4 protein-coding genes are annotated in these 26,724 nt (G+C 69.5%); all 4 read right to left on the reverse strand.

Annotated features, from left to right (window positions below; genetic code table 11):
- Positions 1 to 25 precede the first annotated feature (25 nt).
- The 4 genes from HT102_RS13235 to clpB all read right to left on the reverse strand — a co-directional run bounded on the left by HT102_RS13235 (position 26) and on the right by clpB (position 26,564).
- A complete protein-coding gene (locus HT102_RS13235; protein WP_333473445.1) occupies positions 26 to 22,084 on the reverse strand; it encodes a non-ribosomal peptide synthase/polyketide synthase in 22,059 nt (7,352 codons plus the stop codon).
- Positions 22,085 to 22,500: 416 nt separating this feature from the next.
- Positions 22,501 to 23,064, reverse strand: a complete 564-nt coding sequence (gene pyrE, locus HT102_RS13240) for an orotate phosphoribosyltransferase (protein WP_192039909.1) — start codon at positions 23,062 to 23,064, stop codon at positions 22,501 to 22,503.
- A gap of 128 nt (positions 23,065 to 23,192) precedes the next feature.
- Positions 23,193 to 23,861, reverse strand: coding sequence for a type III secretion system chaperone family protein (locus tag HT102_RS13245; RefSeq protein ID WP_192039910.1), 669 nt, complete (start codon positions 23,859 to 23,861; stop codon positions 23,193 to 23,195).
- Positions 23,862 to 24,005: 144 nt separating this feature from the next.
- On the reverse strand, positions 24,006 to 26,564 hold the full coding sequence (clpB, locus tag HT102_RS13250; protein ID WP_192039911.1) for an ATP-dependent chaperone ClpB: 2,559 nt from the start codon (positions 26,562 to 26,564) through the stop codon (positions 24,006 to 24,008).
- Positions 26,565 to 26,724 lie beyond the last annotated feature (160 nt).

Here is a 26,724-nt window from a genome sequence, read left to right on the forward strand (position 1 = left end):
CGCGAGGGGTGCTGGCAGCTCCCGGTCAGTGATCGTCGAGGTGGCGGGCGAGGATCGGCCCGATCACCGCGATCGCGTCGGGCTCGACCATCTGCTGGTGCTTGACCGGCACATCGTGGATGTCGAGGGTGCCGCTGGTCAGTGGGCGCCATTCGTCCGCGGTGCGCAGCGTGCCGGACGGATCGGTGGTGCCGCGGGCAGCGAAGAACTGCACATCGGCATCAAGGACGGAGGGCTCATGGATGGCCATGATGCGGGCAGCGTCCTCGAACCCGCGGTGGATGCGCTCCATGTGGGTGGCGGTCAGCCCGGTGGGCTGCCCGAGCCCCTCGTCGACGAGCCGCGCGGCATCCTCGTAGTCGAGGTCCTCGCTCACGCCCTCGATGCCCCCGAAGCTGCCCACGAGCTCGGCCATGGTCGGCACCTCGGTATCGGTGACGACGAAGCTGTCGAGCAATGCCACTGTCGCGACGTCCTCCCCCGCGGCGCGGAGCTGGACGGCCATCTCCTGGGCGATCACGCCACCGAGGGACCAGCCGAGCAGGTGGTAGGGCCCCTGCGGCTGGACGTCGCGGACATGGCGGACATACTCGGCGGCGAGCTCGCTGATCGACTCCGCTGGCCGCGCCCCGGTCAGGGAGGGAAGCTGCAGGCCGAACACCGGGCGGTCCTCCGGGATGTGCGCGGTCAGTGCCGTGTACGCCCAGGAAAGTCCCACTCCGGGGTGCACGCAGAACAGTGGCTCCCTGCGGCCGTGCGGGCGCAGCCGGATGACGGGAGCAAGGAGTTGCCCGGCGAGCTCGCTGGGGGCCTCGTCGGGGCGCTGCAGCCGCTCGGCGAGCCCGGCGGGCGTCGGGTTGAGGAAGACCGCTTGCAGGCGCAGCGCGCGCCCGGTCTCCTTCTCCAGCGCGGACACGACCTGCGTGACGCTGAGCGAGTTGCCGCCCAGGTCGAAGAAGCTGTCATGCACGCTGACCTGCTCGACGCCCAGGATGCTCGCGAACACCTCGGCGACGATGCGCTCGTCGTCGTTGCGCGGGGCGACGTATTCCTTGCGGAAGGTTTCGAGGTCGGGCGCTGGCAGCGCCTTGCGGTCGAGCTTGCCGACCGGGGTGAGCGGCACCTCGTCGAGCAGCACGATCACCGACGGCACCATGTAGCCGGGCAGGAACTCGCTGATGTAGGCGCTCAGTTCCTCCGGGGTGGCGGTGTCGCCGTCGTGGAGCCGCACGTAGGAGACGAGGATGGTATCGCCGGTCTCCCGCTGGTAGCCAGTGGTGGTGGCGAAGCTGACCTTCGAGTGGCTCGCGAGCGCGGTGTCGATCTCGCCGAGCTCGATGCGCAGGCCGCGGATCTTGACCTGGAAGTCGGAGCGGCCCACGAACTCGAGCTCGGGCTCGGTGGCGCGGTCGGTCCACCGCACCACATCGCCGGTGCGGTACATCCGGTCGCCGGGAGCGCCGAACGGGCTGGCGACGAAGCGTTCCGAGATGAGCCGCGCACGGCCCTCGTAGCCCCGCGCGAGCGCGGGACCGGACAGGTACAGCTCCCCTGCCACGCCGGGCGGCACGGGCTGCAACCGGCCATCGAGCACCATGGCGGTGAAGCCACGGGTGGTGGCACCGATGGTGACGGGCTCGCCCGCCTTCATGGGCGCGGTGATGCTGCTCATGATGGTGGTCTCGGTGGGGCCGTAGGCGTTGACCATGGCGCGTCCGGGAGCCCAGCGGGCCACGAGCTCGGGCGGGCAGACATCGCCCGCGACGAGGATGGACCGGAGATCGTCCACGCCGTCGTCCTCCACCGAGGCCAGCACGGCCGGGGTGAAGAAGGCGTGGCTGATGCGCTTGCTCCGGAGCAGTTCCGCCATGTCGCTGCCGCCGTAGACGCTGGGCGGCGCCACGACGAGGGTCGCGGCGGACCCGTAGGCCATGAGCATCTCGAAAACCGATGCGTCGAAGCTCGGCGAGGCCGAGTGCAGGACGCGTGATCCGGGCTCGACGCCGAGGTGATCGTGCTCCTCCGCGGCCAGGCTAGCCAGCCCCGCGTGGGTGACGGCGACGCCCTTGGGCGTGCCGGTGGAGCCGGAGGTGTAGATCAGGTACGCCGGGTTGTGCACGCGCAGGGCCTGGCGCCGGTCATCGTTGGTGATCGGGGTGGCGGCCAGGGCTGCGATTCGATCCCGGGTCGCCGGGTCATCGAGCTCGACCCATTGCACGAGGCCCGGCAGGGCGGCCCGGTGCGCGGCGACGGTGATGCCCGCGACGGCGGCCGAGTCGGTGAGCATGTGCTCGATGCGGTCGGCCGGGTAGCTCGGGTCAACGGGCACGAAGGCGGCACCGGTCTTGGCGACCGCCCACACCGACAGCACGGATTCGAGGGAGCGTGCCATGCCGAGCGCGACGACCTTCTCCGGCCCCGCGCCGAGGGCGATGAGGTGCCGGGCGAGCCTGGTGGACTGCTCGTCGAGCTCCTGGTAGGTGAGCGAGGCATCCCCCAGCTCGAGGCCGGTATTTCCGGGATCCCGCGCCGCGGCGCGGGCGAGGATCTCGGGCAGCAGTGCTGGCTCGAGCCCTGCGGGGCCGTGGACGGGGACGAAGCGTTCCTGCTCGGTGGTGTCGAGGATCTCGAGATCGCCGATCGGCCGAGCAGGGTCGAGCACGGCCTGCTCGAGGATGCGCAGGAACCGGTCGGCGAGCTGCCGCACCGTTCCCGCGTCGAACAGGTCGGTGGCGTAGGTGAAGGCCGCCTCGAGATCGCCCTGGCCACTGCCGTCGCCGCTGAGGATCAGCTCGAGATCGTACTTCGCGACGACCGTGGGGAAGTCAAGCGGCTCGACCCGGACACCGTCGAGGTCCATGCCGGGGGCGCCGATGTTCTGGAACTCGATGGTTGCCTGGAACAGTGGCGAGTGCGCGGTGGAGCGTTCGGGCTTGAGCACCTCGACGAGCCGCTCGAACGGCACGTCGGCGTGGCTGAACGCCGCGAGGTCGGTGTCCTTGGTGGTGGCGAGCACGTCGGCGAAGCTGGCGCTCCCGGGGACGTGGGTGCGCAGGACCAGCGTGTTGACGAACATGCCGACGAGGTCATCGAGCTTGGCCGCGCCACGACCGGCGACGGGAGTGCCGATGGGGATGTCCTCGCTGCCGGAGAGCCTGGCGAGCAGCACTGCGAGCGCGGAGTGCAGCACCATGAACGTCGTCGCGCCATTGCGCTTGGCGAGGGCATCGACGCTGCTGTGCAGCGCAGCGGGGATGGTGAACCGGGTGTCGGCGCCGCGCAGCGTCTGCTGGGCGGGGCGGGGCCGGTCGGTGGGCAGCTCGAGCACGTCGGGCACACCGGCGAGGGTGCGCTTCCAGAACTCGATCTGGCGCCCGGCGAGGCTGCCGGGGTCGGTGTCATCGCCGAGCACCTCGCGCTGCCACAGGGTGTAGTCGGCGTACTGCACGTCGAGGGGCTTCCAGCCTGGCTCGGCACCGGCTCGCCGGGCGTGGTAGGCGACCATGATGTCGCGGGCGAGCGGCATCATGGAGAACCCGTCGGCGGAGATGTGGTGCACGACCACGAGCAGCACATGCTCGGTCGGCGAGAGCCGGAACAGCCTCGCCCGCAGCGGAACCTCGGCCTGCACATCGAAGCCCTGGCCGGCGATGCGGATGATGCGGTCACGCAGGACCGCCTCGCTCGGCATGTCCTGCGGCACGAGGCCGTTCACCACGTCCTCGGCGGGGAGGATCACCTGCGAGGGGCCGTCATCGGTGCGCGGGAACACGGTGCGCAGGGCCTCGTGGCGGTCGATGACGTCGCGCAGCGACTGGGTGAAGCCATCGACGTCGAGTTCACCGGTGAGCCGCACCGCGAGCGGGACGTTGTAGGCCGGGGAGGTGGTGTCGAACTGGTTGATGAACCACATGCGCTGCTGCGCGAGCGACACCGGGACGTGCGCGGGCCGCTCGCGCGGCTCGAGGGGCACGGCCGCGAGCTCGGGCGAGGCCGCGTGCTCGGCGCGCAGGGCGAGGGCCTCGACGGTGGGCGCGTCGAACAGTTCCCGCACGCCGAGGGTGGTGCCGAGCGCATCGTTGACGCGAGCGATCACCCTCGTGGCGATCAGTGAGTTGCCACCGAGGTCGAAGAAGTTCGCGAGCACGCTGACGCGGTCCTCGGCGAGCACATCGGCGAACACTCCGGCGATGGCTTCCTCGATGACGTTGCGCGGGGCCACGTACTCGATCTCGAGGGAGGTGAGGTCCGGCTCGGGCAGCGCCTTGCGGTCGATCTTGCCGACGGGGGTGCGCGGCATGGCGTCGACCGGGATGATCAGCGACGGCACCATGTGCGATGGCAGGGACTCGCCGAGGTGCACGGTGAGCGCGGCGGTGTCGATGGTGGCGCCCTCGCGCGGCGAGACGTAGGACACGAGCATGGTCTGCCCGTTGGGCCGCGTGTGCCCGACGGTGATGGCCACGTTGACCGCGGGATGGTTGCCGAGGACAGCGTCGATCTCCCCGAGCTCGATGCGGAATCCACGCACCTTCACCTGGAAGTCGGAGCGGCCCACGTAGTCGAGCTCGAGAGTGCCGTCGTCGCCCGGGGCCCAGCGCACCACGTCGCCGGTGCGGTACAGGCGCGTGCCCGGCTCGCCGTAGGGATTGGCGATGAACCTCTCGGCGGTCAGTCCACGGCGCTCGTGGTAGCCCCGTGCCAGGCCGAGCCCGGTGACGTACAGCTCGCCTGCCGCGCCCACGGGCACGGGCTTGAGGCGCGCGTCGAGCACCACGGCGTCGGTGCCGCGAATGGGGCCGCCGAGCCGCACGGGGCCCTCGGCGCGCATGGGCCGCCCGATGAGCACCATGATGGTGGTCTCGGTGGGGCCGTAGCCGTTGTAGAGGCGACGGCCTGGTGCCCAGTCCTCCACGAGGGCGGAGGGCACTGCCTCGCCACCGACGGAGATGTCCTGCAGCCCGGGAAGGGCCGCGGGGTCCATGGAGCCAAGCGCGAGCGGCGTGATGAAGCCGTGGGTGACGTTCTTCCTCGCGAGGATGTGCGCGAGCTCCTCGCCGCCATAGGTCTCTGGCGGCACGATCACCATCGTCGCGGCGCTGCCGAAGGCATGGAGCAGCTCCAGCACCGAGGCGTCGAAGCTCGGCGAGGAGAAGTGCATCACGCGGGCCTCGGGTCCGGTGCGGAAGTGCTCGCGCGCGACCGTGGCGAAGTTCCCGAGGCCACGGTGGGTGGCGAGCACGCCCTTGGGCGTTCCGGTCGAGCCGGACGTGTAGATGACGTACGCCGCGGAATCGAGGTGCACGGTGCCGTGCAGCTCGTCCGCGCGGATGGGCGAGGCGGGGTACTGGTCGATCTCCGCGATAGTGCGGGCATCGTCGAGGACGAGCCAGGGCACGTCCTGCGGCAGCGCCTCGATGCGATTGCTGGTGGTGAGCCCGGTCCTCGCGCCGGAGTCGGTCAGCATGTGCTCGATGCGGTCACGCGGATACGTCGGATCGACGGGGACGTAGGCAGCCCCGGCCTTGGTGACGGCCCAGATGCCGAGGATCGATTCAATGGAGCGGGAGATGCCGAGCGCCACGAACTCCTCGGGGCGGGCGCCGCGGGAAAGCAGGAGGCGAGCGAGCTGGTTGGAGCGCTCGTCGAGCTCGCGGTAGGTGATCTCGCGGTCACCATCAATGATCGCGATGCGCTGCGGGTCGGCCGCGGCGGCGTCGGCGAGGAGCTGCGCGAGGGTGCGGGTGGCCTGCCCGGGCGCACCGCTGACCGGCACGTACCGCTGCCGCTCGGCGGCGGTGAGCACGTCGAGCTGCGCGTAGCGGGTGGCAGGCTCCTCGAGGAGCTGGTGCATCACGGCGTCGAGCCGCTGCTTGATGCCGTCGAGGGTGGTGTCGTCGAGCAGGTCGGGGAAGTACTTGAGCTTCAGGTGCAGGGCATCGTCGGTGTAGGCGACGAGGGTGACCGGGTAGTGGGCGGCGTCCACGCCGTCGAACCCGACGATGCGCATGCCGCCGAGGTCGGTCTCCTCGGTCGCGCCCGCGGTGTCGACGGGGTAGGACTCGAACACCGCGAGGGTGTCGAAGGTGGCGCCCGCGCCGACCTCGCGCTGGATATCGGCGAGCTGCACGTAGTGATGGTCGAGCAAGTTGGCCTGCTCGGACTGCACTCGCTTGAGCAGGTCGGTGAGGGACTCGGCAGGGTCGAGCGTCACCCGCACGGGGAGAGTGTTGATAAACAGGCCGATCATCTTCTCGATGCCGGGGATCTGCGGCGGCCGTCCCGAGACGGTGGTGCCGAACACGACGTCATCGCGCGAGGTGAGCGTGCCCAGGATGATTCCCCAGGCGGTCTGCACGATCGTGTTGAGGGTGACGCCGAGGTCGCGGGCAAGGGCGGTGAAGCGCTCGGTCTCGCCCTCGGTGAAGTCGACGATGGTCTCGCGGGACCCCGCGTCATGCTGCCTCGACCGATCGAGCGGCACGATCGTGGTGGGCTCCTCCACCCCAGCGAATGCCTCGACCCAGGCCGCGAGCGATTCGCGCGGATCCGTGGCGGAGACGAACGCGAGGTAGTCGCGGTAGGAGCGGACGGGCGGCAGCGCCGACGGGTCGGCGTCGAGGATGTAGAGGCCGATGAGGTCGGTGAGCAGCAGCGGCGTGGACCAGCCATCGAGCAGGATGTGATGGTTGGTGATGACGAACCGGTACTCCCCCGCGCCGAGATCGACCAGCATGAAGCGGATCAGCGGAGCGGTGCCCATGTGGAACTGGCGCTGGTGATCGGCGCGCAGCAGCTCGGTGAGCGCGGCTTCCTGATCCTCGGCGGTGGAGAGGTCCACCATGGCGAAGGGCGCCTCGACGTCGTCGGGCACCAGTTGCACGGCCTGCCCGGCATTGTCCGAGGCATAGGCGACGCGAAGGTTGGCGTGGCGGTCGAGCAAGGCCTGCACGGTGCGGCGCATGCGATCCTGGTCGACGACGCCGCGCAGGTGCAGGACGAGCTGGACCATGTAGGCGTCGACGGTCTGCTCGGCGAGCACCGCGTGGAACAGCAGGCCGGATTGCAGCGGCGAGAGCGGCCACACATCGGCGAGGCTCGGGTACTGCTTCTCCAGCCGGTCGATCGACCCCTGGTCGATGCGTACCAGGTCGAGGTCTGTGGGGGTGAATCCACCGGCTCCGGCGCGGGAGACGTGGTGGGCGATCGCGGTGAGCGCCTCGACCCACAGTGCACCGAACTCGCGGGCCTCCTCCTCGGTGAGCAGCCCAGTGGGGAATCCGATGGTGCCGCGAAGCACGGGGCCGTCCGCGGTGGCCTCGGTGACGGTGTTGATGTCGAGCACCGCCATCGCGGCCATGTCGTCGTTCTGGCGAGCGGCGAGGTTGGTGGTGTCCTCGTTGTCCCCGACGGGAAGCCAGCCGAGGGCGCGCAGCTCATCGGTGAGCTCCCCGGTGGTGAAGCGGCCGAGGTAGTTGAAGCTCACCTGTGGGCGGCTGATCGGGCGGAGCTCGTCGGCGGTCTCCGCGGCCAGGTAGCGCAACTGCCCGAAGCCGATGCCGTTGTCGGGCAGCGACCGCAGCAGCTCCTTGACGTTCTTGATGAGGGCGCCGGTGGCGGCACCGCCAGCGAACGCGTCGTCGAGGTCGATGCCGGTCGCGTCGAGCCGGATCGGGATGATGGTGGTGAACCAGCCGAGGGTGCGGCCGAGGTCGGCGCCGGGGACGGCGTTCTCCTCGCGGCCGTGGCCCTCGAGGCCCACCAGCGGCGTCGTGGCGCCGCGCCAGCGGGCCAGCGCGAGCACCAGAGCGGCGAGCAGGCCATCATTGACGCCGCCGTGGAAGGCCTCGGGCACCCGGGTGAGCAGGGCATCGGTGACCGTGGTGGGCACGGAGACGTCGATGCGCTCGACGGTGGCGTTGGTGTCGATGGCGGGGTCGAAGGCCCGCGAACCGAGGTGGGGCTCGGTGCCCCCGAGGAACTGGCGCCACGTATCGAGCTCGTCGTGGCGGGCCGGGGCGTTCTCGGCGAGCCCATGCGCCCAGCGCCGGAACGACGTGGTGCTGGCATCGAGCTGGATGGGCTGCCCGTTGGCGATCTGGTTCCAGGCCGTCGCGAGGTCGGGCACGAGGAATCGCCAGGTCACACCGTCAACGGCGAGGTGGTGGATGGCGAGGACGATGCGCCCGGCGCTGCCGGACCGCGGCTCGATCCAGGCGGCGCGCAGCATGACGCCGTGGTCAGGGTCGAGCTTGTCCGCCGCCGCGTCGAGCGCGGCCTCGGCCGCCTCGGTGAACGCATCGCTCCCGGGTTCGGCGTCAACGGTGACCTGGTCGATCAGGTCCTCGGCGTGAATGGTGCCGGGCTCGGACACGATCAGCTCGTGCCCATCGAGGCGGGCGCGCAGCAGATCATGGTGATCGATGACGGCCTGCAGCGTGGCAGCGATGCCCTCACGGTCGATGCTGGGCGGAAGGGTGAGCAGAGCGCACTGCGAGTAGCGGTTATAGGCACCGCCGCGCTCGAGCATCCATTCCATGATGGGCGTCAGAGGCATGGGGCCGACGCCGCCGCCGGGCAGCTCCGTGAGGGTGACCGCTTCCTCGTCCTCGGTGAGCACGGCCGCGCTGGCGAGCGCTGCCACGGTGCGCAGGTTGAACACGTCGCGTGGCCGCAGCTGGATCCCGGCGGCCTTGGCGCGGGTGACGAGCTGGATCGACATGATCGAATCGCCGCCGAGCGCGAAGAACGAGTCGTCCACGCCCACCGAGTCGAGGCCGAGCACCTGCGCGAACACCTCGGCGAGCTTCTCCTCCACCGGGGTGGACGGGGCGCGCCCCTCGGTGACGAGGGCGGCGAAGTCCGGCGCGGGCAGGGCACGGCGATCAAGCTTGCCGTTGGCAGTAAGGGGGAACTCATCGACGACGAGCACCGCGGCGGGGAGCATGTGCGCCGCGAGGGTGTCGGCGAGCGCGTCGAGGATCGCCTGCGGCTCCGGCTGCTGCCCGGCCTCGGGCAGCACATAGCCGACGAGCCGTTCGGACCCGGGCCCGTTGTCGGCGCGCAGCAGCACCGCGGACTGGGCGATGCCGGGGTAGCGCAGCAGCGCTGCCTCGATCTCGCCAAGCTCGATGCGGAAGCCACGCAGCTGCACCTGGAAGTCGGAGCGGCCGAGGTATTCGAGCTGGCCGTTCTTGTTCCACCGCGCGAGGTCGCCCGAGCGATACATCAGCGTGCCGGGCTCGCCGTTGGGGTCAGCGACGAAGCGTCCCGCGGTGAGGTCGGGCCGACCGAGGTAGCCGCGGGAGAGCTGCGGGCCGGAGACGTACATTTCGCCGATGGTGCCGGGCGGGACAGGGCGCAGGCGAGCATCGAGCACGGAGACGCGCAGGCCGGGAAGTGCCTGGCCGATGACCGAGGCCGCGGCGCTGGCGGCGAACTCGCGGTCGAGCTCGAGGTAGGTGACGTGCACCGTGGTCTCGGTGATGCCGTACATGTTGACCAGGCGCGGCGCGTCGTCGGCGTGGCGGGCGTACCAGCGGTCGAGCTGAGCAAGGTCGAGGGCCTCGCCGCCGAAGATGATGGAGCGCAGCGCGAGGTCGTCGCTGGTGCCTGCTTGCCGGTCGATCTCGGCGAGCTGGTAGAACGCGGACGGTGTCTGGTTGAGCACGGAGACGCGCTCGCGGCGCAGCAGGGCATGGAACTGCTCGGGGCTGCGCGCGGTGAAGTAGTCGACCACCACGAGGGTGCCGCCGTGCAGCATCGGTCCCCACAGCTCCCAGACGGAGAAGTCGAACGCGTAGGAGTGGAACATCGTCCACACGTCGTTCTCGTCGAAGCCAAAGCTGGCCTGGGTGTTCGCGAAGAGGGTGAGGACCGTGCGGTGCGGCACGGCCACGCCCTTGGGCTTGCCGGTGGAGCCCGAGGTGTAAATGACGTAGGCGGTGTTGTCCCAGCGGAGCGGAGCGATCCTGTCACGATCGGTGATCGGCTCGCTGCTGTGTTCGGGTGCTTCCTCGTCGAGCAGCAGGAGCTCGCTGCCGGTGGCGGGCAGCAGGTGCTGGTCCGTGCTCGTGGTGATGATCGCGACGGGCGCGCCGTCGGTGAGCATGAACTCGAGGCGATCAGCCGGATAGGTGGTGTCGACGGGCAGGTAGGCGGCACCGGACTTGATCACGGCGAGCAGCGCGATGATCAGGCTGGCGTCGCGCGGGACCGCGACGCCCACGAGCGCCTCGGGCCGCGCCCCGGCCGCGATGAGGCGGCGAGCAAGCTGGTTGGAGCGCTGATCGAGGTCCTGATAGGTCAGCTCGGTGCGCTGGCCGTCGATCTCGGACACGGCGGCGATGCGCTCGGGGAAGCGCGCGGCAGCGCTGGCGAAGGCGTCGGCGAGCGTGCGCTCGGGGACGATCGTGCCCGGATGGTTCCAGGCGGTGAGCATGGCATGCTGCTCGGTGTCGCTGAGCAGGGCGATATCGCCGACCGGCACGGCGGGGTCGCCCACGATCTCGGCGAGGATGCCCTGGAACCGCTGCGCGAACATCTCCACGGTGTCCTGGTCGAACAGGTCGGTGGCATAGATGAGGCCAGCGTCGATGCCGGCGTGCGCGCCATCCTCGGTGATGCTCTCCCGCAGTGACAGCTGCAGGTCGAACTTGGAGATGTGGTCCTCGAACATGACCGGCTCGATGGTCAGGCCGGGCAGCTCGAGCCGGGCCTCGGGGTTGTTCTGGAACTCGATGAGGACCTGGAACAGCGGCGAGTGCGAGGTGGAGCGGTCGGGCCGCAGGATCTCGACGAGCCGCTCGAACGCCACGTCGGTGTTGGTGAATGCCGCGAGGTCGGTGTCCTTGACCTCGGTGAGCAGGTCCGCGAACGGCGCGTTCTGGTCGATCTCGGTGCGCAGCACCAGCGTGTTGACGAACATGCCGACGACGCCGTCGAGGGCTTCCTCGCCGCGGCCTGCCACAGGGGTGCCGATGGCGAGGTCGTCCTCGCCGGAGCGCCGTGACACGAGCACCGCGAGGGCGGCGTGCATCACCATGAACATGGTGGCACCGTGGGCGCGCGCGAGCTCGGCAAGAGCCTGGTGGGTGCCGGCATCGATGGGGAACCGCACGAGGCCGCCGCGCAGGGACGCGTTGACCGGGCGGGGCCGATCGGCGGGCAGGTCCACGACATCGGGCAGCCCGGCGAGGGCCTGCTTCCAGTAGTCGAGCTGACGGGCGAGGACCGAGGACGGGTCGGATTCCTCGCCGAGCAGGTCGCGCTGCCACAGCGCGAAGTCGGCGTACTGCACGTCGAGCGGCTTCCAGGCCGGCTCGTCACCGTGCATCCGCGAGTGGTAGGCGACCATCACGTCGGTGGCGAGCGGTGCCATGGAGAAGCCGTCCGCGGAGATGTGGTGCACGACGATGACGAGGACGTGCTCGTCGGCGGCGAGCCGGAGCAGCCGGGCCCGGATCGGCACGGCCGTGGTCACGTCGAAGCCCTGCCCGACGAATGCCTCGATATCGGCGATCAGCTCGCCCGGCACTGTATCGATGGGCGCGAGGTCGATCCCCACCTCGCGCGGGGGCAGGATGACCTGCGCGGGAACGCCATCGAGGCTGGGGAAGACCGTCCGCAGCGATTCGTGCCGCGCGATCACATCACGGATGGCGGTGTTCAGCAGCGGCAGGTCGAGCGTGCCGCTGAGCCGGATGGCCATGGGCACGTTGTACGCGGCCGACTCCGTGTCGAACTGGTTGATGAACCACATGCGCTGCTGCGCGGAGGAGAGCGGGATTCGCTCGGGGCGCGGCTGGGGAACGAGCGCGGGCCGGTCGGTCGTGTCGCTGGCACGCTCGGCGATGACCGCTGCGAGCCCGGCGACGGTAGGCGTATCGAACAGCTCGCGCACGCCGATACGGGTGCCGAGCGCGGCGTTGGCGCGGGCGACAACGCGGGTGGCGATCAGCGAGTTTCCGCCAGCGTCGAAGAAGTTGTCGTCGATGCTGATCCGGTCGATGCCGAGGACCTCGGTGAAGATGCCGGCGACGGTCTCCTCGATCGGGTTGGTGGGCGCCCGGTACTCGGTGGCGGCGAGGGTGAAGTCCGGATCGGGCAGAGCCTTGCGATCAAGCTTGCCGGTGACGGCGAGCGGGATCTCCTCGATCACCATGATCACCGACGGCACCATGTAGGCGGGCAGGAAGCCTGCGACGTGCTCGGTCAGCGCTGCGGTGTCCACCGCGTGGCCGGTGGCCGCGCGGACGTAGGACACGAGCGCGGTGGCACCGGAGGGGCTGGTGCGGCCGAGCGTGACGGCGAAGTCGATGCTCGGGTGGCTGAGCAGCGCGGAGTCGATCTCGCCGAGCTCGATGCGGAAGCCACGCACCTTGACCTGGAAGTCGGAGCGCCCGAGGGACTCGAGCTGGTAGTCATCGACCCAGCGGACCACGTCGCCGGTGCGGTACATGCGCTCCCCCGGCTCGCCGTACGGGTTGGCGACGAACCGGTTGGCGGTGAGCTCGAACCGCTCGTGGTAGCCGCGACCGAGACCGAGGCCCGAGATGTACAGCTCGCCGGCCACGCCCTTGGGGACGGGCTGCAGGCGGGTGTCGAGCACGACGGCAGTGACGCCATTGAACAGGCGACCGATGCGGACGGGCTCGCCGGGGTGCATCGCATCGCTGAGCGTCGCGACGATGGTGGCCTCGGTGGGGCCGTAGCCGTTGTACATCTTGCGGCCGTGCGCCCACTCGTTGACGAGCTCCGGCGGGACGGCCTCGCCGCCGACGACGACGAACTCGAAGTGGTCGACCTGTGACCGGTCGACCGACGCGAGGCCAAGCGGCGTGATGAACCCGTGGGTGACGCGATGATCGCGGATCACGGCGGTGAGCTCGTCACCACCGTAGACGTGCGGGGGCACGATCACGATGGCCGCGCCCGCGCCGAACGCCATCAGCACCTCGAGCAGCGACGCATCGAAGCTCGGCGAGGCGAACGACAGCACGCGGGAGTGCTGGGTGACCGACGGGTGCGCCACCATCGCCGGGGTGAAGTTGTCAAGCCCGCGGTGGGAGATCACCACGCCCTTGGGCTTGCCGGTGGATCCGGAGGTGTAGATCAGGTAGGCGGAGGTCTCGAGCAGGATCGGGGCGTTGCGGTCCGCATCGGTGATCGGCGCGGCCGAGGTGCGCGCGAGGCGCTCCTGGAAAGCGGGATCATCGAGGAACATCCACGGCACCAGCGGGGGCAGGGAGGCATGGTTGGCCTCGACGCTGAGGCCCGCGACTGCGCCGGAGTCGGTGAGCATGTGCTCGATGCGGTCACGCGGGTAGGTGGGGTCCACGGGCACGAACGCGCCCCCGGCCTTGGTGACCGACCACAGCGAGACGAGCCATTCGATGGAGCGGGCGTAGCCGAGGGCGACGAAGCTCTCGGTGGTGACGCCTTCCTCGATGAGGACGCGGGCGATGCGGTTGGACAGCTCGTCGAGCTCGCGGTAGGTGATGTGCCGGTCACCGTCGATGACGGCGGGGGCATCGTGGTCGCGGATGCCCATGGTGAGCAGGTCCGGCAGCCCTTCGGCACGGTTGCCGGGGCCGCCGTTGATGCTGGTGATCTCGGCACGCTCGTCGGCGTCGAGGATGTCGATGTGGCTCACCGGCGCGGTGGGCCGCGCCGTGGCGTTATCGAGGAGCAGCAGGAGCCGCCGGGCAAAGCCGCGGACCGTGCTGGCGTCGAACAGATCGGTGGCGTAGCGCAGGCCAGCAGTGATGCCGCTGGGGCCGGCTTCGTACCGCTCGGAGAGGATGAACTGCAGGTCGAAGTTGGCGATATCGATGGGGATATCGACCGCCTCGACGGAGAGGCCGGGCAGGTCGAGGCGCGGCTTCTCGTTGTTCTGGAACTCCAGCATCACCTGGAACAGCGGCGAGTGGGCCTCGGAGCGCTGCGGGCTCAGGGCATCGACTACGCGCTCGAACGGAACGTCGGCGCGGCCGAACGCTCCGAGGTCGGCGGCGCGGGCCTTATGGATGAGGTCGACGAAGGTGGCGTCGAGGTCCACCTCGGTGCGCAGCACCAGGGTGTTGACGAACATGCCGACGATATCGTCGAGCTCGGCCTCGCCTCGTCCGGCGATGGGTGTACCGACGGCGATGTCCTGCGTTCCGGAGAGCTTGGCGAGCAGCAGCGCGATCGCCGCGTGCATCACCATGAAAACGCTGGCGTTGTGGGCGCGAGCGAGCTCGAGGAGCCGCTGGTGCAGCTCCGCGCTGATGTCGAACTCCTCGACCGCGCCCCGCAGGGACTGCTTGGGCGGCCGCGGGCGATCGGTGGGCAGCTCGAGCACGTCCGGCAGCCCCGCGAGGGTGTTGCGCCAGTAGGCGAGCTGCTCGTTGAGCAGCGAAGCGGGGTTGTTCTCGTCGCCGAGGACCTGGCGCTGCCATACGGCGAAGTCCGCGTACTGCACGGGCAGCGGGGGCCACTCGGGGGCGAGGCCCCGAGCGCGGGCGGTATAGGCGACGACGACATCGCGGGCAAGCGGGGCGAGGGAGAACCCATCGGAGGAGATGTGGTGGATGACCACGAGCAGGACGTGCTCCTCGGGGGCGAGGCGGAACAGCCGCGCCCGCAGGGGCACCTCGCTGGCCACGTCGAACCCGGTGAACGCGAACTTGGCAGCCTGCTGGTGCAGGCCGGTCTCGCCGTCCACGTCCTCGGGCGCCAGCGGGATGGCTACATCGTCGGTGCCGAGGATGTCCTGGGTGGCGCCGTCGATGCCCTCGGGGTACCGGGTGCGCAGCGTCTCGTGCCGCTCGACGACGTCGCGGAGGGCCTGCTCGAGCGCGGTGATATCGAGCGGGCCGGTGAGCCGCACGGGCATCGGCGAGTTGTAGGCGGCGCTGCCCTTGTCGAGCTGGTTGATGAACCACATGCGCTGCTGGGCGAGCGAGAGCGGGACGGGGCTGGGCCGCTCGACGCTGTCGAGCGGCGGGCGCTCGCGGCCCAGCGCCGACTCGGCGCGGACCGCGAGCGTGGCGACGGTGGGGGCGTCGAACAGGTCACGCACGCCGATGCTGGCATCGAGCGCATTGTTGACGCGGGCAATGAGGCGGGCCGCGATGAGCGAGTTGCCGCCGATGTCGAAGAAGCTGTCATGGACGCTGACCCGGTCGGTTCCCAGCAGGTCCGCGAAGATCGAGGCGATCACTTCCTCGATGGCGTTGCGCGGGGCGACGTGCTCGGCGCTCGCGGCAACGAAGTCGGGCACGGGGAGGGCCTTGCGGTCGAGCTTGCCGGTGCCGCCGAGGGGGAACGCGTCGAGGGTGACCACCTGGGCGGGCACCATATAGGCCGGCAGTTCCTTCGCCGCATGCTCGAGCAGGCCATCGGTGTCGATGCTGCGGCCGGGCGCGGCGACGAGGTAGGCGATGAGGCGGTCGCCGGTGTGCTCGTCGCGATGGACGATGACGACTGCCTGCGCGACCGCGGCATCGGCGAGCAGCACGGATTCGATCTCGGGCAGCTCGATGCGCAGGCCGCGGAGCTTGACCTGGAAATCGGTGCGGCCGATGTAGTCGAGCTCAGTGGTGCCGTCCGCGCTGGCGCGCCACCGCACGAGGTCGCCGGTGCGGTACATGCGGGAGCCGGGATCGCCGTAGGGGCTGGCGACGAACCTATCAGCGGTGAGATCCCCGCGCTGCACATAGCCGCGGGCGAGCTGGGTTCCGGCGAGGTAGAGCTCTCCCGGGATGCCGACAGGGGTGGGCCGCAGGGTGCGGTCGAGCACGTACACCTGGGTGTTCCACACGGGCGCGCCGATGGGCACGGACACGGTGTCGGAGTCGGTGTACTCGTGGTAGGTGACGTCGACGGAGGCCTCGGTGGGTCCGTAGAGGTTGTGGATCCGCGCATCACTGAGGGCGCGGAAGTCCGCGACCACCGCGGGCGGCAGTGCCTCGCCACTGCAGAAGACGGCCCGCAGGGTCGCGAGCTGATCGCGCTGGTCGGCGCCGAGCGAGGAGGCGAACGTCGCGAGCATCGAGGGCACGAAGTGCAGCACGGTGACACCGGAGCCGCCGATGAGGTCGGCGAGGTAGCCGGGGTCGCGGTGACCGTCGGGCTTGGCGATGAGGAGCCGCGCGCCGACCTGCAGGGGCCAGAAGAACTCCCAGACGGAGACGTCGAAGGTGTAGGGGGTCTTCTGCAGCACGGTGTCCGAGGCACTGAGCTGGTACTCATGCTGCATCCACGCGAGCCGGTTGACGATGCCACGGTGCGGCACGGACACGCCCTTGGGCTTGCCGGTGGAGCCGGAGGTGAAGATGACGTATGCGGGGTTGTCCGCGCGCAGGGGGTGGGTGCGGTCGGCATCGGTGATGGTGCTGGCGGGGTAATCCTCGAGCGAGATTCCGCCGAGGATGATCGCGGGCACCGTGGAGCCCTCGGGAAGGTCCGCGGCATCGACCACGATCGCGCCGATGGGCGCGGCGAGGCCGAGGACGTAGTCGTTGCGACCGGCAGGGTTGTCCGGGTCGAGCGGGACGTAGGCAGCGCCGGCCTTGATGATGGCGTACATGCCGACGAGCAGCTCGACCGAGCGGCGCATAGCCAGCGCCACGTGGGTGTCCGGCCCGGCGCCGAGCGTGATGAGATGGCGCGCGAGCTGGTTGGAGCGCTCGTCGAGCTCGCGGTAGGTCAGGGTGGTGCCGTCGAACTCGATGGCGACCGCATCGGGGGTGCGCGCGACATGGGCAGCGAACTTCTCGACGAGGGTCGCACCGGCTACGGGCGCGGCGGTGTCGTTGAGGACCCGCACGAGGTGGTCTCGCTCGGTGCTGGTGGTGAGCGCGATCGCGCCGAGCGGCGTGGCAGGGCTGGCGGCGATGCTGCCAAGGAACCCCCGGAACTGCTCGGCGAGCCGTGCGATGCTCGCGGGCAGGAACAGATCCGTGGCGTAGGTGATCGTGGCCTCGAGAGCGGCCGGGGAACCGTCGTCCTCGAACTTCTCGGCAAGGATGACCTGCATGTCGAACTTGGCGGTGGAGGTGCCAAGCGGCTGGACGGCGATGTCGAGCCACGGCAGCCGGACGTGCGCCTCGCCGAGGTTCTGGAACTCCAGCATGACCTGGAAGCGCGGGGCGTGCGCGGTGGAGCGCTGCGGCTTGAGCGATTCGACGAGTCCCTCGAACGGGACGTCGGCCTGGCTGAACGCACCGATGTCGGTGGTCCGGGCGCGCTCGAGCAGCGCGGTGAAGGGTTCATCATCGTGCACGGCGGTGCGCAGCACGAGGGTGTTGACGAACATGCCGATCAGCTCGTCGAGCGCGGCCTCGCCACGCCCCGCGACGGGCGTGCCGATCGTCACGTCGTCGGTATCGGCGAGCCGTGCGAGAAGGGCGGCGAGCGCGGCGTGGATCACCATGAACAGGGTGGCGCCGTTGTCGTGGGCGAGGGCTCGCAGCCGCTTGTGGATGTCAGCGGGAACGGTGAAGGCGTGGTCGGCGCCGCGCAGTGATTGCACGGCGGGCCGAGGGCGGTCGGTGGGCAGCTCGAGAAGGTCGGGCGTGCCGGCGAGGGCCTTCTTCCAGTAGTCCATCTGCTCGGCGAGGACGCTGTCCGGGTCGTTCTCGTCGCCGAGGTATTCCCGCTGCCAGATCGCGTAGTCGGCGTACTGGACCTCGAGCGGCTTCCAATCGGGCTCGGCGCCCGCGGCGCGGCTGGTGTAGGCGCGCATGAAGTCGGTGGCGAGCGGCTTGAGGGAGAAGCCGTCGGAGGCGATGTGGTGGAGCACGAACACCAGCGTGTGGTGGGTATCGTCGCGCTGGTAGAGGGCGGCGCGGACCGGGATCTCGCGGGTGACGTCGAAGCCCTCGGTCGCCATGCTGGTGACTGCCGCGGCGAGTTCCGCGTCGGAGTCGGCGGGGCGCGGCGCGAGGTCGGGGCGGACTGATCCCGTGGGCAGGATGACCTGGTGGGCGCCGTCCTCGCTAGCCGGGAAGATCGTCCGCAGCGACTCATGGCGCTCGAGCAGGTCGAGGACAGCCTGCTGAACAGCCTTGTGGTCGAGCTCCCCGGTCATCGCGACGGCCATGGGCACGTTGTAGGCCGGCGACTCGGGGTTGAACTGGTTGATGAACCACATTCGCTGCTGGGCGAGCGACAGCGGGATGCTGTCGGGACGGTCCTGCGGCACGAGGGGAAGCCGCCGCGTCGCGGCCTGCCCGCCCTCGGCACGGTGCGCGAGCTCGCGGGTGGTGGTGGCCTCGAACAGGTCGCGCACGCTGATGCTCGATCCGAGCGCGGCGTTGATGCGAGCGACGGCGCGGGTGGCAACGAGGGAGTTGCCGCCGAGGTCGAAGAAGCTGTTGTCGATGCCGACGGATTCCGCACCGAGCAGCTCCGCGAAGATCGCGGCGATGATCTCCTCGACGGGGTTGGTCGGCGCGGCGAAGGTGGCGGTCCGGCCGGTCCCGGTGAAGTCGGGCTCCGGCAGCGCCTTGCGGTCGAGCTTGCCAACGGGGTTGAGCGGGATCTCGCTGATCGGGATGATCAGCGACGGCACCATGTGCGCGGGCAGGAACTCACCGAGGTGGTCGAGCAGCTCGTCGGTGGTGGGATCCTGGCCTTCCTCGGGCTTGACGTAGGCGACGAGCGCAGTCTCGCCGTTGGGGCCGGTCACGCCGAGCGTGGCGGCGAACGCGATCGCGGGGTGGTTGGCGAGGACGGTGTCGATCTCGCCGAGCTCGATGCGGAAGCCGCGCACCTTGACCTGGAAGTCCGAGCGGCCGACGTACTCGATGGTGAGGTTGCCGGTGCGCGGCGCTCGCGCCCACTGGGCGAGGTCACCGCTGCGGTACATGCGGGCGCCGGCTGGGCCGTAGGGGTCGGCGACGAACCGGTTGGAGGTGAGGTCGAAGCGCTCGTGATAACCACGGGCGAGCCCGAGGCCGGTGATGTAGAGCTCGCCGGGCACACCCATGGGCACGGGCTGGAGCCGATCGTCGAGGATCACCATGCGGGTGCCGCGGATGGGCCCACCGATGGAGATGGGGTCGTCGGGCCGCAGCGGCTCGCTGATCGCGGTGACGATGGTGGTCTCGGTGGGGCCGTAGATGTTGTGGAAGACCCGGCCGGGCGACCAAGCCTGCAGCAGGTCGCGGGGCAGCGCCTCGCCGCCGACCGCGATCACGCGCAGGTCATCGACCCCGGAGGGCTCGACCGACGCGAGCGCGAGCGGGGTGATGAAGGCATGGGTCACCTGGTGCTTGAGCAAGAGCTCGCGCAGGTCATCGCCGCCGTAGACGGTGGTGGGGATGATGACCATGGTGACGCCGTTGCCGAGGCTGAAGAGGATCTCGAGCAGCGAGGCGTCGAAGCTGGGCGAGGAGAAGGCCATGATGCGCGAGCCGGGGGTGACGTCGAACGCGTCGCGCTCCTCGGCGGCGTAGCTCTCGAGGCCGTGGTGGGTTACGGCGACGCCCTTGGGCTTGCCGGTGGAGCCAGAGGTGTAGATGACGTAGGCGACGCTGTCGAGCCGGACCGGGGCCGCGAGCTCCGTGGGGGCGAGCGGACCGCTGGGGTACTGGTCGATGGCGGCGCTCACGATTGGGTCATCGAGGACGACCCAGTCGATGGTGTCGGGCAGGCTCGCTCGCTGCGCGGCCACGGTGACGCCCACGATCGCGCCGGAATCGTCGAGCATGTGCTCGACGCGATCCTTCGGGTAATTCGGGTCGACGGGAACGAATCCAGCGCCGGTCTTGGTGATCGCCCAGGTACTGAGGATCGATTCGACGGAGCGCGAGATGCCGAGCGCGACGAGTTGCTCGGCGCGCGTTCCCGCGGTGGCGATTAGGTAGCGGGCGACCTGGTTGGCGCGCGCGTCGAGCTCGCGGTAGGTGAGTGCCTGGTCGCCGGCGATGACGGCGAGGACCTCGCTGTTGGTTGCCGCGACTTCGGTGAACAGCTCGCCGAGCGTGCGCGTTGTGCTCGAGGCGGGCCCCTCCACGGGGACGAGCATCTCGTGCTCGCCCTCGACGAGCATGGAGTGGTCGCCCACGGCCTTGCTCGGCGCGGCCAGGCACCGGGCGAGCATCGTATCGATCCGGCCGGCGATCCCCCGCACGGTGTCGCTGGAGGCGGGAGCGGTGACGGTGAGCTTCGGTCCGGCGCCGGCGAGGTCGACAACTATCGCGATTTCCGCCCGGGAATCGAACGCTGAAGGATCGAACGCTGAAGGATCGAACGCTGAAAGGTCAAGCGGTGCGGATTCGGTGGCGCGGACCGCCAGGAAAGCATGCCCTGGCACGCGCGCGGCACCCACCGCGTTGGCGAGGCTGGCCGCGTCGAGGGTGGCATGCTCGAGCGCTGCGGCCGCGCGCGAGCGCGCTTGCTCGGCGAGCTCGTCGAACGACCGCGCGGTGTCGACCGCGAGCCGGATCACTGCCGGATTGCCCTCGGGGGCCGCCACGGTGGTGATCGCGATGTCGGGCTCGCCGGTGAGCCGGGCCAGCGTCGCTGCCACGGCGGCCATGAGCACGTGCTCGGCGTCCTGCCCACGCTCACGGAGCTGCTCGGCGGTGGTCGCGAGCGCGAGCGTCGCCGTGCTCGGCCCCTCCCCGGCCTGCGCGCCCGGAACATCGAGTGCTTCGGGCAGCCCGTCGAGGGCGCGGCTCCAGAACTTCTCGGCGTCACGGCGTCGCTCCATGGCCCGGCCAAGCTCGGCGGTTTCCGGATGGATGTCGCCGAGCGCGCGCTCGGGCGTCGAGGAGAGGAAGTCCTCGAGGAAGGCCATGAACCGGCCGTGCTGCTCGGCGAGCAGCTCGTCGGAGTAGAGACCCGGGTTGGCGCGGAAGTCCACGTGGGTGCGCCCCGTGCGGCCGCGGGGGTAGATGTTGACGAGGAGATCCTCGACGGGGCCAGACGTGAGGATATTGAACTCGCCGCTCACATCGCCGAAGGTGATGTTCTGGTCGAAGAGCATCGGGTTGACGATGGGGCCGAGGAGACGACGCTCGGATTCGCCAAGCCCGATCTCGTGGCGGATCTGCTCGACGCTGAATCGCTGATGCTTGAGGGCGCCGATCTGCTCCCGGAAGACGGTCTTGAACAGGTCATCGAGGGTGCTACCGGGATCGATGCTGACGCGCAAGGGAACGATGTTGGCGAAGGTTCCGCCGGACTCGCGCTGCTGGCGGTTGATGCGGCCAAGCATGGTGGTGCTCACGGTCACATCTCGCTCGCCGGTAGCGCGCGAGAGGTAGAGGGCGAACGCGCTGATCAGCACCAGCGCGGCGGACACCCCGAAGGACTGGTCGGAGTTCTCGAGCCGCTCGGCCATCCCCGGGCTGATCGGAGCGGTCTCGAGCTTGGTCCGAGGGACTGCCTGGGCGCTGCCCTCGACGAGGCTGGAGATGACTCCCCAGCCGCTCAGGCGCTCGATCCAGAAATCGCGGTCGATGGCGTACCGGCTGGAGTTCCGGTACTGCACGTCGGCCTCGTAGAGGGAGCGCAGCGAGGCGAACCTGGGCGCTGGAGGCTCCGTGCCCTCGATCGCGCACGTATAGAGCTCTGCTGATCGGGAGACCCATCGTGCTGCGGAGAAGCCATCGAGAGCGATGTGGTGGATACGCCCGTACCAGAGATAACGGTGGTCCTCGACCTGCAGGAACGCGCTGTTGCCCAGCGGTCCCTTCAACGGGTCGATAGGGCTGCTGTACTCGTCATGCATCCACGCGAGCGCCGCGGCGAACGGATCCGGCTCCGCGCGGAAGTCGTGGTAATCGATGTATCGGTGGTCGCCCAGGTCGATGCGCTGGAGGGGGTCGCCGTGCTCGTCGAGGACGATCTTCAGCGCGCCGGACCCGATCTCGCACCGGGCCTGGTCGATGCTGCGCTCGAGCAGCTGGACATCAACCTCGCCGTTGAAGTCCATGTACTGGGCGATGACCACGGGGACGTCGGGGTCGAGTTGCTGCGCGAACCACATCCCGTACTGAGCCTGCGAAAGCGGAAATGGCTCGAACGAGTCCTCGTGCGGGGCCAGCCAGCGCAGCCAATCGTCCTTCGAACCACCTGTCAGCGCCACGTCCAACCCCCTATAGCCTTTACGAATACGGAATCACCGCGACGCACTCCCCCGTGCGCACGGCGTGCAACTCGTTCAATCCGCAACGCGGCCTTCAACTGCAAGTCCTCTTCTTCGCCTTCGGCACATCTCGTCAATAATCCCAAGGATATGGGCAATGTGCTGCATGTTTCCCACTAAGCGTACGACCGTCGCAGTGGACCGCGCGCACCGCATGTGATCGCAGTCATACCAGGCTACTCAACGCCCCTGACAGTCGCACTGCGCCACTCATGCGGCTCACGGCCCACCTCCTCGGGGAACGGGTATAGGCGAACTGTAGCCATACGGGGGCCCGGTCCGGAAATCCCCAGGAAGCCTTGTCCGCTGCTTCACTGACAACACTTGCTCTGTATTCGGAGCATCCCGGCTCGCGGCTAGGGTGACGCCTGCCACCCCGTGTCCAGGATGTCGCCGAGAGAGTAGAGCGAGCGGTATGAAAGCCCCTGGGCCTCGATGACCTCCCGCGCGCCCGTGTCGCGGTCAACGATCGTGGCGACGCCCACGACCTCCGCGCCAGCCTCGCGCAGCGCCGCGACCGCCGCGAGCGGACTATTGCCGGTCGTGGTGGTGTCCTCCACGACGAGCACCCGCCTTCCCGCCACATCGGGGCCCTCGATCTGCCGCTGCATGCCATGCGCCTTGGCGGCTTTCCGCACCACGAAGCTATCGATCGGGCGCCCGGGGGAATGCATGATCGCGGCCGCGACAGGATCGGCACCGAGGGTCAGTCCGCCCGCTGCGGCGAATTCCCAGTCGGCGGTCATCTCGCGCAGCAGCACGCCGATCAATGGGGCCGCCTCGTGATGCAGCGTCACCCTGCGGAGATCGATGTAGTAGTCCGCCTCGCGCCCCGAGGACAAAGTGACCTTGCCATGGACCACGGCGTGGTCGCGGATGAGCGCGGCAAGTGCTTCGCGGGAACGCGCATCGACAGCCATAGTGATCCTTTCCTCGAGCATTCGATGCCACTATTGCCTACCGCCATGGCGGCCGCAAATGCCGACGGGCACGGACCGGTTTCCTTGTTGGTCCGTGCCCGGCAGCGCTAGCGGCAGCGAAGGGGTTGCTAGCTGTAGGCTCGCGCGCGCTGGGCAGGGGGAAGCACGCGCATCAGTCGCGCGAACTGGTGCAGGATCCCTTCCACGTCATCCCATTCCGCCCAGCTCGTGCCCTGCGGGATGCTCGCGAGGACCCAGTCGCCCTCGGCCCAGATCACGTCCACGAAGTCCGGCACGATGTCGAGGAAAGCCACCAGGCGCATGTCGGCGGTCCGTCGCGCGGCCTCCACATCGTCGGAGAAGATCGTCCCCTCCCCGACCGTCGCTGCCGCCGACGTGCCCGGGCAGGCGCGGGCGAGCGCGGGGCTCGCTGGGCGCCCCTCCGGGTCGGTGCGCGCGGCCTCGAAGACGATGGCCGACGCATGCTGGGCACGCACCGCGAAGACCGTTGCCGAGTCCTCGAGATCAAACAGGACGTGCTCCCCGACATCCTCGACAGCGAGGCGCGGCATTCCCCGGACGACGTTGCCGCCGTCGACCAGGGAGTGGCGGCCGATCATGCCGTACTGCCACTGCGCCGCGATCCGCGGCACCTTGCGCGTGAACTCCAGTCCCCGCCGGGCGCCCCAGATACTGCGGATCTTCCTCCGCCAGGCGCGCCGACGACTGTCGATGCGCAGCAAGACAACGGCCCCCGCGAGAGCCGCGATTCCAAGTACAAACCACACCACAGCCATTGCCGAGATGCTAGTCGCTCGCGGGGGCAGAAGCACCGCGCAAACGCCCACGTCGAGATGCTTTCGCGGCCAATCCGATATCCAGGCCCCCGGATGGGGCACCGCGCTCCATGCGCAGCGCCCCATCCGGTCGTGGGCGGGCACTCAGCCGAGGACCAGCGCCTCGCCGTCCACGCTCACGTTCACGGGCACGGTGTCGCCATCCCGCACGTCCCCGGCGAGCACCAGCTTGGCGAGCTGGTCGCCGATCGATTGCTGGATCAGCCTGCGCAGCGGCCGGGCCCCGTAGGCCGGGTCGTAGCCACGTGCGGCGAGCCATTCGCGCGCGCCCGCCGAGACAGCGAGCTCGAGGCGACGCTGCCGCAACCGTTGCTGCAGCACGTCGAGCTGGATCCGCACGATCGACTCGAGCTGTTCCCGCCCGAGGGGATGGAAGACCACGATGTCATCGAGCCGGTTGAGGAACTCCGGCTTGAACGCCGACCGGACCGCAGCCATGATCTGCTCCGCGCCACCGCCCGCGCCGAGGTTGGAGGTGAGGATGAGGATGGTGTTGCGGAAGTCAACGGTCCGCCCCTGGCCATCGGTCAGTCGGCCGTCATCGAGGACCTGCAGGAGGATGTCGAACACATCCGGGTGGGCCTTCTCGATCTCGTCGAACAGGATCACCGTGTACGGGCGGCGGCGCACCGACTCGGTGAGCTGGCCTCCCGACTCGTAGCCCACGTATCCGGGGGGCGCGCCGACCAGCCTCGCCACCGAGTGCTTCTCGGAGTACTCGCTCATGTCGATGCGCACCATCGCGCGATCATCATCGAACAGGAACTCGGCGAGCGCCTTGGCCAGCTCGGTCTTGCCGACCCCAGTAGGGCCGAGGAACATGAAGGATCCGGTGGGCCGGTTCGGGTCGGCGATGCCCGCCCGGGCGCGGCGCACGGCATCGGACACCGCCTGCACGGCCTGGTCCTGCCCGACGACGCGATGGCGGAGCTCGTCCTCCATCCGGAGCAGCTTGGCCGTCTCGCCCTCCATCATGCGGCCGGCGGGAATGCCGGTCCAGGCCGAGACGACGTCGGCGACATCGTCAGGGCCCACTTCCTCCTTCAGCATGAGCGCCGAGTCCGCGGAGCCGCTGCCGTGGCTGGCCTGCTCGGCAGCAGAGAGCTTCTTCTCGAGCTCCGGGATCCGGCCGTAGCGTAGCTCCGCGGCCTTGCCGAGGTCGCCATCGCGCTCCGCGCGCTCGGACTCGCCGCGCAGGTTCTCGAGCTGCTCCTTGATCCCGCGGACCGAGTCGATGGCGTTCTTCTCCTGCTGCCAGCGAGCTGTCAGCCCGGAGAGCTTCTCGCGGCCGTCAGCGAGCTCCTGGCGCAGCTTGCCGAGCCGTTCCTTGCTGGCCTCGTCGGTCTCCTTGGCCAGCGCCATCTCCTCGATCTCGAGCCGTCGCACGATGCGCTCGATCTCGTCGATCTCCACCGGGCGGGAGTCGATCTCCATGCGCAGGCGCGATGCTGCCTCGTCAACGAGGTCGATCGCCTTGTCCGGGAGGAATCGCGCGGTGATGTAGCGGTCGGAGAGGGTCGCGGCGGCAACAAGCGCCGAATCGGTGATGCGCACGCCATGGTGCACCTCGTAGCGCTCCTTGAGGCCGCGCAGGATGCCCACGGTGTCCTCCACCGAGGGCTCGCCGACGACGACCTGCTGGAAGCGCCGCTCGAGCGCGGCATCCTTCTCGACGTACTTGCGGTATTCATCAAGGGTGGTGGCGCCCACGAGCCGGAGCTCGCCGCGCGCGAGCATGGGCTTGATCATGTTGCCCGCGTCCATCGCGGACTCCCCCGTCGCGCCCGCGCCGACGATGGTGTGCAGCTCGTCGATGAAGGTGATGACCTGGCCATCGGAGCGCTTGATCTCATCGAGGACGGCCTTGAGGCGCTCCTCGAACTCGCCGCGGTACTTCGCGCCGGCCACCATCGAGCCGAGGTCGAGCGCGATGACGGTCTTGCCCCGCAGGCTCTCGGGCACGTCGCCAGCAACCACGCGCTGGGCGAGCCCCTCGACGATGGCGGTCTTGCCCACACCAGGCTCGCCGATGAGCACCGGGTTGTTCTTGGTTCGCCGGGAGAGGACCTGGATGACGCGACGGATCTCGTTGTCCCGCCCGATCACCGGATCGAGCTTGCCCTCCCGGGCGCTCGCGGTCAGGTCGGTGCTGTACTTCCCCAGAGCCTGGTAGGTGGCCTCGGGGTCGGGGTTGGTGACCCGGGGGCTGCCGCGGACCGCGGTGAACGCATCGCGCAGGGACTGGTCGGTAGCGCCGTGCCGGTGCAGGAGGCGGGCCACGTCGCTGTTCCCGCTGGCGAGGCCGACCATGATGTGCTCGGCAGAGACGTACTGGTCGCCGAGCTCGGTGGCGTGCTTCTGGGCGGTGGTGATCGCGGCCAGCGACTCGCGCGCGAGCTGCGGAGTGGCGGCTTGCCCGGTGACCACGGGGATCCGGTCGAGGAGCTGCGCGAGCTCGGGCTCGATGGCGGCCGGATCCGCTCCGACGGCCTTGAGCAGCGGCACCGCGATGCCGTCGGGCTGCTCGAGGAGGGCCGCGAGGATGTGCTGCGGCCGGATGTCCGGGTTGCCTGCTGCTGATGCGTTCTGCATCGCGGTGGACAAGGCTGCCTGGACCTTGGTTGTGGGCGAGAAAGCGTCCATGTGTTCACACCCCTGTGACTCGACTCTGGTGGTAGTGGGAGCGGGTGGCGGCAGTACCGGTTTGCTTGACAGGTACGACCGATCCTAGCTACTACAACGACCGAAGAGTTGAGTCTGTTCCACTCAGGTCTAGAGGGAGTGGAATGTGCTGCACATCACA

Origin of the sequence: Lolliginicoccus lacisalsi (assembly GCF_014841105.1) — a bacterium.
Lineage (GTDB): Bacteria > Actinomycetota > Actinomycetes > Mycobacteriales > Mycobacteriaceae > Lolliginicoccus > Lolliginicoccus lacisalsi.

Excerpts from the sequence above, each read along its gene's own strand:
- pyrE (WP_192039909.1), bottom strand. The coding sequence starts at position 23,064 with ATGGCTGTCGATGCGCGTTCCCGCGAAGCACTTGCCGCGCTCATCCGC.
- HT102_RS13245 (WP_192039910.1), bottom strand. The coding sequence starts at position 23,861 with ATGGCTGTGGTGTGGTTTGTACTTGGAATCGCGGCTCTCGCGGGGGCC.
- clpB (WP_192039911.1), bottom strand. The coding sequence starts at position 26,564 with ATGGACGCTTTCTCGCCCACAACCAAGGTCCAGGCAGCCTTGTCCACC.